An 8,003-nucleotide genomic window follows, 5' to 3' on the forward strand; every position below is an offset into this window, starting at 1 on the left:
AAAAGCTCACTCTCCGCTTCCCGCTTACGAGGATTCATCGGCCCGCTCTTGCCGCCCGCGTTCGGCATGATGGGTTCGTGACCGATCACCGGTCAGCGGACGCACACGGTGGTGCGGTGGAAGGTGGACCGGATCTGTGACCACGCGCCGGGTGTTCGGGGCGGTGCTGGTGTTCGTCTCGGCCGGCCTCGCGGTGGCGGCCACGTTCCTGTCGGCCTACGCCGTGCAGGTGCCGTTCCGGGGGCGGACGCTCTGGTTCGAGAGCACGCTCTGGTCAGTCGAGCAGGACGACCTCGGCCCCGTGCTGGCGCTCGAACCCCTGGAGCTCGGCACGGCGGTCGTCGGGGCCGCGGTGGTCATGTCGTTGTCCGCCGTGGTGGCGTTCCGGGTGCCCGCGGCGCGGGTCGGGTCGTTGCTCGGGGCGGGGGTGCTCGCCGGGGTGGCCTGGTCGGCGGTCAGCGGTGTGCAGACGACCGTGCGGCGGCTGCAGGAATCCGACCTGCCCGTTCCGGTCCCCTTCCAGGTCGGGCAGGGGCCGGGGATCACGCTGCTGGTCGTGGCCGCCGGGGTCGGCGTCGTGTCGGCGGTGCTGCACCAGGAGCTGCCGCGCCCGCAGGAGGCCGGGGCACGGGACGGTGTGGTGATCCACCAGATCGACGACGAACCGGACGACGCGGACACGCCGCCGTACGGGTTTCCCGTGGTGGTGGAGCCCAAGAATGGCTGACCTGCGGAAGGTCGCGTCGGCGCTGCTCGTGCTGGCGGCGGTGACGGTGGTCGTCGGCAGCTTCCAGACCACGTACGAGACGGTCTTCCACGGTTACGGGCCCGACCGGTCGGTGTCCACGACGTTGTGGGTCGTCGTGTCCGACGAGCAGACCGGCGTGCAGGACGACGAGCCCGCCTTCTACGCGGCCGGGACGCCGGTGGCGCTCAGCGCCGCGCTGCTCGTCCTCGCGGCCGTGCTCCTGGTCCGGGACAGGGGACGGGCGCTGGCGATGGCCGCCGCCGGAGCGCTCGCCGGGATCGTGTTCTACTACGTCACCCAGGTCCTGCACGAGCGCAAGATCAGGGAGTCGTGGCCCGGTGGCGGCGAGTCGTTCGAGTACACCTTCCACGCCGGCACGTACCTGCTGGTCGCGGGAGCGTTCGCCGGACTGGTCGGCGCCGTGCTCGCGCAGCGCAGACCCCACCGGCCACAACCGGAACAGGCCGTCGTCGTGCACCAGCTCGACCCCGACGACGACACGCCGCCCTTCGGCATCGAGCGACAGCAGGAGCCGCAGTGATCGGAAGACCGACGGCGGTCGCGCTCATCGCGGCCGGGGTGGTGCTGACCGCGACGGCCATGGTGCTGCCGTGGTACTCGACGGTGTACGCGGGCGGGGTCGAGGTCGTGGTGAGGGCCTGGGGCACGGAGGTCCTCAACAAGCCCGGCGACTGGCCCGCCGGTGACCTGTCGCCCTGGTACGGCGTGCCCATCGCCGTCACGGCCGCGCTGCTCGTCGCCGGCGTCTGGGTCGCCAGGGCCGCGCTCGCCGGTGCCGCCGCCCAGGCCGGTGCGGTCGGCATCACCGCGGTGCTGCTGGTCTCCGAACGCGGTCACGCCGTCGAGCAGCAGGGCGACTTCGCGCTCGGGTTCGGGCTGGTGTTCCTCGTGGTCGGCACGCTCGCCGCGCTGGCCGGGGCCATCGCCGTGCAGAGGGAGGCGGCGTGAAGCTCCTCGGCATCGTCCTGCTCGCCGTGGCCGCCGCGGCGGCCGTCGCGGCGACGTTCCTGCCGTTCTCGGAACTGCTCATCCGCCTGGCCCCCGGCCAGCCGCAGACCGCCTACGTCACCACCGGCTGGAGCACGCACTTCGGTGGCACGAAGGACGAGCACGGCCCGTTGTTCGCCGTCCCGGTCGTCGTGGCGGCCGCGGTGATCCTGCTCGGCGTCCGCTGGCGCAAGGTCGCCTACGCCGGAGCCGCGGCACTCGCGGGCGTCACCGGGATGCTCTTCGTCTACCTGCTGAACGCGATCAGCTTCCACCGGGAGGGCAACATCGCGATCGACCCCGGCCTGGAGGCGGGCTTCGGCACCGGGATCTGGATCCTCGTCGCCGCGGTCGTGCTCGCGTTCGCCGGTGTGGTGGTTCACCCCGACGACTGACCAGGCGGCGAACGCCCGGCGTGCCTCACCGGTCGCATGCGCACCGTGAGTCACTATCGGCCCATGAAGCTTTCCGGGCTGCTGAGCCGCACCAACCACGAACTACCCGGTGTCACGGGCGTCGCGCGGGTGGATCGGCGCGCGAGCGACCTGGTGCGGCGGATCAGTCCCGGCGACGTCGCCGTCTTCGACCTCGTCGACCTCGACCGGCGCACCGCGGAAGCGCTCGTGGCGGCCGAGGTGGTCGGCGTCGTGAACGCGTCGCCGTCGATCTCCGGGCGGTTTCCCAACCTCGGCCCGGAACTGCTGATCGAGGCGGGCATCCCGCTGATCGACAACGCCGGCGCGGTCGCGCTGCGCGAGATCAAGGAAGGCACCAAGGTCCGGCTGCTCGACGGTGTCGTCTACGCGGGCGAGCGCGAGCTCGCGCGGGGCGTCGAGCAGAACGCCGAGAGCATCGCCGACGCCATGATCGAGGCGAAGGCCGGCATGTCGGCGCAGCTGGAAGCGTTCTCCGCCAACACGATCGAGTTCCTGCGCCGCGAACGCGCGCTCGTGCTCGACGGCGTCGGCGTGCCCGAGGTCTACGTGCCGATGCGCGACCGGCAGGTGCTCGTCGTCGCGGGCGGGCCGTCGCACGCCGAGGAGCTGCGCAAGCTCCGCAAGTACATCCGCGAGTACCGGCCGGTGCTGATCGGCGTCGACACCGGCGCGGACACCCTGATCGACGCCGGGCTCAAGCCGGACATCATCGTCGGCGACCCCGACGGCATCGGCACCGCGTCCCTGCGCGCCGCCACCGAGGTCGTCGTCCCCGCGCAGACCGACGGCCACGCGCCCGGCCTGCAGCGGATCCAGGACCTCGGCATCGGCGCGGTGACCTTCCCCGCCTCCGGCAACGCGGAGGACCTCGCGTTGCTGCTCGCCGAAGCACACGGCGCGTCCCTGGTCGTCACGGTGGGGCTGCGCGCGACCCTGCGCGAGTTCCTCGACCGCGGGCACTCCGGTTCCAACCCCTCCACGTTCCTCACCCGGCTGAAGCTCGGCAGCAAGCTCGTCGACGGGGAGGCCGTCGCGACCCTGCACCGCAGCCGGGTCTCGCTGGGCGTGATCGTCCTGCTGGTGGCCGCAGCGATCGCCGCCATGGCCGCGGCGCTCGCGGTGTCCGGCGTCGGTCACGTCTACGTCGACATCGTGGTCGACGGCTGGCAATCCGTCGTCAACTGGTTCAAGGGGTTCTTGTCGTGATCACGCTGCGCTACCACATAGTCTCGATCACCGCGGTGTTCCTGGCGCTCGCGGTGGGGGTGGTGCTGGGGTCGACCGCGATCAGCGGACGGCTGCTGTCCGGCCTGAGCGACGAGAAGAACTCGCTGGCACAGCAGGTGAACGACCTGCAGAACGACCGCAACGCGTTGAACGCCAAGCTGGGCGAGGCGGACGAGTTCGCCGCCTCCGTCGGACCGCTCGCGGTCAAGGACCGGCTCACCGACCGCACCGTCGTGATCGTCACGACCGCCGACGCGCGCCCGTCCGACCGCGACGCCCTGACCGGTCTGCTCAAGGCCGCGGGCGCCACCGCCACCGGCGAGGTGCAGCTGACCGAGGCGTTCACCGACCCGTCCCGCGGCGACCAGCTGCGCGACCTCGTGGCACGGCTGCAGCCCGCCGGGTCGCAGCTGCCCACGGCCGTCGACCCCGGCACCCGCGCCGGCGGCCTGTTCGGCACGCTGCTGCTGCTCAACCCGTCCACCAACGAACCGCAGTCCACGGCGGACGAGGCGGCGGCCGCGCTCGCGGGCCTGTCGAACTCGGGCTTCGTGAAGGCCACCTCGGGCGTGAAGCCCGCGCAGCTCGCGATCGTGCTCACCGGTGGCGCCGCGACCGGCGACTCGGCCGCCGACCGCGCGTCCACCATCTCGCGGTTCGCGACGCAGCTCGACCGGTCCGGCGCGGGCGTCGTGCTGGCCGGCGGGAACGGGTCCGCGAACGGCACCGGCGCGATCGGCGTGGTCCGCGCGGACACCAACGCGACGTCGGTGCTGTCCACGGTGGACAACGCCGACTCCCCGGCGGGCCAGGTCGTCGTCGTGATGGCGTTGCGCGAGCAGCTGGAGGGCCGCTCGGGCCGCTACGGCGTCGCGGGCAACGCCGAGGCGTCCTCGCCGGGTGCCGCCGGCTGATCCTCAGTGCTCGGTCGTCCAGTCGCCGGGGACCTGCTCGAGCAGGAGCTCCAGCGCCTCGGGCGTGCGGGCGCGGGCCCACAGCCACTCGTCGAGGTCCTCGCGGACGATCACGTCGTCGCCGGCGAACCAGCGGGTACCGGGACCGCGCACCGGCAGCGCGACGAACCGCTCGTGCAACAGGGAGGTGTCCGCCCCGGACATCTCCCTGTCAGCCGTCTGGGCCCCGTCGCGGAAGAGCGACTCCGACAGCACCATCTCCACGCACGCCAGGGAGAAGCGGGGCAGCCAGGTGTCCCAGTGCTCCTCCCGCCTGTCCACGAGGTCGAGCTTCACCAGGACCTCCGGGTCCTCGCCGCCGAGCGAGGCGCCCCACGCGGCGACGGACTGGTTCTCGTCCCGGAAGACCAGCACGTCGTCGTCCACGCGCAGCTCCGACGGCGCGAGCAGCCAGTCCTGGTTGCTCGTGAGGTCGGGGCGCTTGCCGAACAACGCGTAGGCGTCGCGCACCGCGCCCGGCAGCCGCACGCCGAGGCGGCGCTCGGCGGCGTTCAGGTCGGCGTGGTCCCAGCCGTCGCGGGCCTCGATCGGCTCGGCCCACTCGGCCGCGAATCCCTCGATGAAACGCCACGCTGCCGAACGGTCGTGCACGGCCCGTGCTGCGCTCTCTGCCACGTCGAAGGTCACGTGACAACTTTTCCCGATGCCGCACCGTGCCGTGGGAGGTTCGAAAAAGCCCCCGCTGCGCCGATCGGGTGATGTGATCTGCCGGGTCGTGGTGCGCTGTGTGACCGGTGGCGTGTTAGCGTTATGGCCCGTGGATAGGGGGATTTCGGCCCCCACGATTTTCACGGGAGCCCCGTTGGTGCAGCAGGCACGTACGACCAAGCACGTCTTCGTCACGGGAGGCGTCGCGTCCTCCCTGGGCAAGGGGCTCACGGCCTCGAGCCTCGGCCAGTTGCTCACCTCGCGCGGCCTGCGGGTAACGATGCAGAAGCTCGACCCGTATCTGAACGTGGACCCCGGCACGATGAACCCGTTCCAGCACGGCGAGGTCTTCGTGACCGACGACGGCGCGGAGACGGACCTCGACATCGGCCACTACGAGCGGTTCCTCGCGCGGGATCTGAGCGGCGACGCGAACGTGACCACCGGCCAGGTGTACTCCGAGGTGATCGCCAAGGAGCGGCGCGGCGAGTACCTGGGCGACACGGTCCAGGTCATCCCGCACATCACCGACGAGATCAAGCGGCGCATCCGCGCGATGGCCGAGCCCGACGCCGACGGCGTGAAGCCCGACGTCGTCATCACCGAGGTCGGCGGCACGGTCGGCGACATCGAGTCGCTGCCGTTCCTCGAGGCCTGCCGCCAGGTGCGCCACGACGTCGGCCGCGACAACGTCTTCTTCCTGCACGTCAGCCTCGTGCCGTACCTGGCGCCGTCCGGTGAGCTCAAGACCAAGCCCACCCAGCACTCCGTCGCGGCGCTGCGCAACATCGGCATCCAGCCCGACGCGATCGTGTGCCGCGCGGACCGGGAGATCCCGGACTCGCTCAAGCGCAAGATCGGCCTGATGTGCGACGTCGACACCGACGCCGTCGTCGCGGCCGTGGACGCGCCGTCGATCTACGACATCCCGAAGGTGCTGCACGCCGAGGGCCTCGACGCCTACGTCGTGCGCCGCCTCGACCTGCCGTTCCGCGACGTCGACTGGACGGTGTGGGGCGACCTGCTCGAGCGCGTGCACAACCCGTCCGAGACGGTGAAGATCGCGCTCGTCGGCAAGTACGTCGACCTGCCCGACGCCTACCTCTCGGTCACGGAGGCGCTGCGCGCCGGCGGGTTCGCGCACCACGCCAAGGTCGAGATCAAGTGGGTGCCGTCGGACGAGTGCCAGACGCCCGAGGGCGCGGCGCGGGCGCTGTCGGGCATGGACGCGGTGCTGATCCCCGGCGGGTTCGGCGTGCGCGGCATCGAGGGCAAGATCGGCGCGCTGAAGTACACCCGCACGCGCGGGGTGCCGACGCTCGGCCTGTGCCTCGGCCTGCAGTGCATGGTCATCGAGGCCGCGCGCAACCTCGCGGGCGTCGAGGACGCGAACTCGAGCGAGTTCGAGGAGGGCGGCTCGCCCGTCATCTCGACGATGGCCGACCAGCAGGACGTCGTCGCGGGTCAGCGCGACATGGGCGGCACGATGCGGCTCGGCGCGTACATCGCGAAGCTCACGCCGGGGTCGGTGGTCGCGAACGCCTACGGGACCACCGAGGTCTCCGAACGGCACCGCCACCGCTACGAGGTCAACAACGCCTACCGCGCGCAGCTCACCGACGCCGGCCTGGTGTTCTCCGGCGTGTCGCCGGACGGCCGCCTGGTCGAGTTCGTCGAGCTGCCGGCCGACGTGCACCCGTTCTACGCGGCCACGCAGGCCCACCCGGAGCTCAAGTCGCGTCCGACGAAGCCGCACCCGCTGTTCGCGGCGTTCGTGAAGGCCGCGATCGACTACCGGGTGGCGGACCGCCTCCCCTTGGCGACGGCGGGAGCGAAGCAGTGACGTCGAATCCCGGGAGCGCCAGGCACGACTTCCGCACCGTCTCCAGCGAGGACCTGCACGTCGGCAGGATCCTGGCGCTGCGCGTCGACGAGGTCGAGATGCCCGGCGGCGGCACGGCCAAGCGCGAGATCGTCGAGCACACGGGAGCGGTCGCGGTCGTCGCCGTCGACGACGAGGGCCAGGTCACGCTCGTGCACCAGTACCGGCACGCGCTCGGCCGGCACCTGTGGGAGCTGCCCGCGGGCCTGCTCGACCACCAGGGCGAGGAGCCGGTCGTCGGCGCCCGCCGCGAGCTGGCCGAGGAGGTCGGGCTCGACGCCCGGCAGTGGCACGTGCTGGTCGACGTCGCCGCGTCGCCTGGGTTCACCGACGAGGTCGTGCGCGTGTTCCTGGCGCGCGAGTTGTCCGAGGTCGACCGCGACGTGCAGGGCGAGGAGGAGGCGGACCTGGAGGTCCACCGCTTCCCGGTCGAGGAGGCCGTGCGGATGGCGCTGGCCGGCGAGATCGTGAACGCGTCCACGGTGGCCGGGCTGCTCGCGGCCCGCGAGGTGCTGGAGGGGCGGGCCGAACCGCGCCCCGCCGACGCGCCTTTCCGCGACAAGCCCACCCGGTTCGTGGCGCGCAAGAAGTAGGTTGGACCCATGCAGACGGTGAAGGGCGCCTTCGCACGCTTGAAGGCGCCCTTCGGCGTTCTCGCGGCGGCGGGCGCGGGCGCGGTGCTGTTGCTGTTCGTCGACCCGAACCAGCCCGGCAACCTGCTGCCGAAGTGCCCGTTCAACTGGCTCACGGGGCTCGAGTGCCCCGGATGCGGTGCCACGCGCATGGTGCACGCGCTGCTGCACGGCGACGTAGTCAGCGCGTTCCACTACAACGCGGTGTTGCTCGCGTTGGGCGTCCCTCTGGCCGTGTGGCTGTTCGGGCGGTGGACGCGCGACAAGTGGACCGGGGAACGGCGATCCGTGCCCAAACGGGTCGGTGTCGCCGTTCTCGTCATCGCGGCCGTGTGGGGCGTCGGCCGCAACCTCGCCGGGATCTAGTGCGGTGACCCACAATCCTCACCGGGTTCTGCGCGGCCCGGGTGGACGCCTCGCGGCACCTCCCCCGCACCCCCGTACCAC

10 protein-coding genes are annotated in these 8,003 nt (G+C 71.9%); 9 read left to right on the top strand and 1 reads right to left on the bottom strand.

Going from position 1 to position 8,003, the window contains the following annotated elements; translation table 11 throughout:
- Window positions 1-136: 136 nt before the first annotated feature.
- The 6 genes from ACFWGZ_RS37120 to ACFWGZ_RS37145 all read left to right on the top strand — a co-directional run bounded on the left by ACFWGZ_RS37120 (window position 137) and on the right by ACFWGZ_RS37145 (window position 4,334).
- Window positions 137-727 carry a hypothetical protein gene (locus ACFWGZ_RS37120; protein ID WP_382456271.1) on the top strand — a complete coding sequence of 197 codons (591 nt, stop codon included), beginning with the start codon at window positions 137-139 and terminating at the stop codon, window positions 725-727.
- Window positions 720-1,289, top strand: coding sequence for a hypothetical protein (locus ACFWGZ_RS37125; RefSeq protein ID WP_382456272.1), 570 nt, complete (start codon window positions 720-722; stop codon window positions 1,287-1,289). The genes ACFWGZ_RS37120 and ACFWGZ_RS37125 overlap by 8 nt, the downstream gene beginning before the upstream one ends.
- Complete coding sequence (locus ACFWGZ_RS37130) at window positions 1,286-1,717, top strand: hypothetical protein (RefSeq protein WP_382456273.1); 432 nt, start codon at window positions 1,286-1,288, stop codon at window positions 1,715-1,717. Before ACFWGZ_RS37125 ends, ACFWGZ_RS37130 begins: the two co-directional genes overlap by 4 nt.
- On the top strand, window positions 1,714-2,151 hold the full coding sequence (locus tag ACFWGZ_RS37135; protein ID WP_382456274.1) for a hypothetical protein: 438 nt from the start codon (window positions 1,714-1,716) through the stop codon (window positions 2,149-2,151). The genes ACFWGZ_RS37130 and ACFWGZ_RS37135 overlap by 4 nt, the downstream gene beginning before the upstream one ends.
- 63 nt (window positions 2,152-2,214) lie before the next feature.
- Window positions 2,215-3,399, top strand: a complete 1,185-nt coding sequence (steA, locus tag ACFWGZ_RS37140; protein WP_382456275.1) for a putative cytokinetic ring protein SteA — start codon at window positions 2,215-2,217, stop codon at window positions 3,397-3,399.
- Complete coding sequence (locus ACFWGZ_RS37145; protein WP_382456276.1) at window positions 3,396-4,334, top strand: copper transporter; 939 nt, start codon at window positions 3,396-3,398, stop codon at window positions 4,332-4,334. The genes steA and ACFWGZ_RS37145 overlap by 4 nt, the downstream gene beginning before the upstream one ends.
- A gap of 3 nt (window positions 4,335-4,337) precedes the next feature.
- On the opposite strand, the gene ACFWGZ_RS37150 is transcribed toward ACFWGZ_RS37145, so the two are convergent.
- Window positions 4,338-5,021, bottom strand: a complete 684-nt coding sequence (locus tag ACFWGZ_RS37150) for a hypothetical protein (RefSeq protein ID WP_382456277.1) — start codon at window positions 5,019-5,021, stop codon at window positions 4,338-4,340.
- A 178-nt stretch (window positions 5,022-5,199) separates the two neighbouring features.
- Here ACFWGZ_RS37150 and ACFWGZ_RS37155 point away from each other — a divergent pair, with 178 nt between their 5' ends.
- From ACFWGZ_RS37155 to ACFWGZ_RS37165, 3 genes are read left to right on the top strand one after another with little or no spacing between them, the layout of a single operon-like run.
- Window positions 5,200-6,885, top strand: a complete 1,686-nt coding sequence (locus ACFWGZ_RS37155) for a CTP synthase (RefSeq protein ID WP_382456278.1) — start codon at window positions 5,200-5,202, stop codon at window positions 6,883-6,885.
- Window positions 6,882-7,517: an NUDIX domain-containing protein gene (locus tag ACFWGZ_RS37160; protein WP_382456279.1), complete on the top strand. Its 636-nt coding sequence runs from the start codon at window positions 6,882-6,884 to the stop codon at window positions 7,515-7,517. Before ACFWGZ_RS37155 ends, ACFWGZ_RS37160 begins: the two co-directional genes overlap by 4 nt.
- A 9-nt stretch (window positions 7,518-7,526) precedes the next feature.
- A complete protein-coding gene (locus ACFWGZ_RS37165) occupies window positions 7,527-7,922 on the top strand; it encodes a DUF2752 domain-containing protein (protein WP_382456280.1) in 396 nt (131 codons plus the stop codon).
- Window positions 7,923-8,003: the final 81 nt, after the last annotated feature.

The sequence above is a fragment of the Lentzea sp. NPDC060358 genome, from assembly GCF_042725365.1.
In the GTDB taxonomy this organism is placed as follows: Bacteria; Actinomycetota; Actinomycetes; order Mycobacteriales; family Pseudonocardiaceae; genus Lentzea.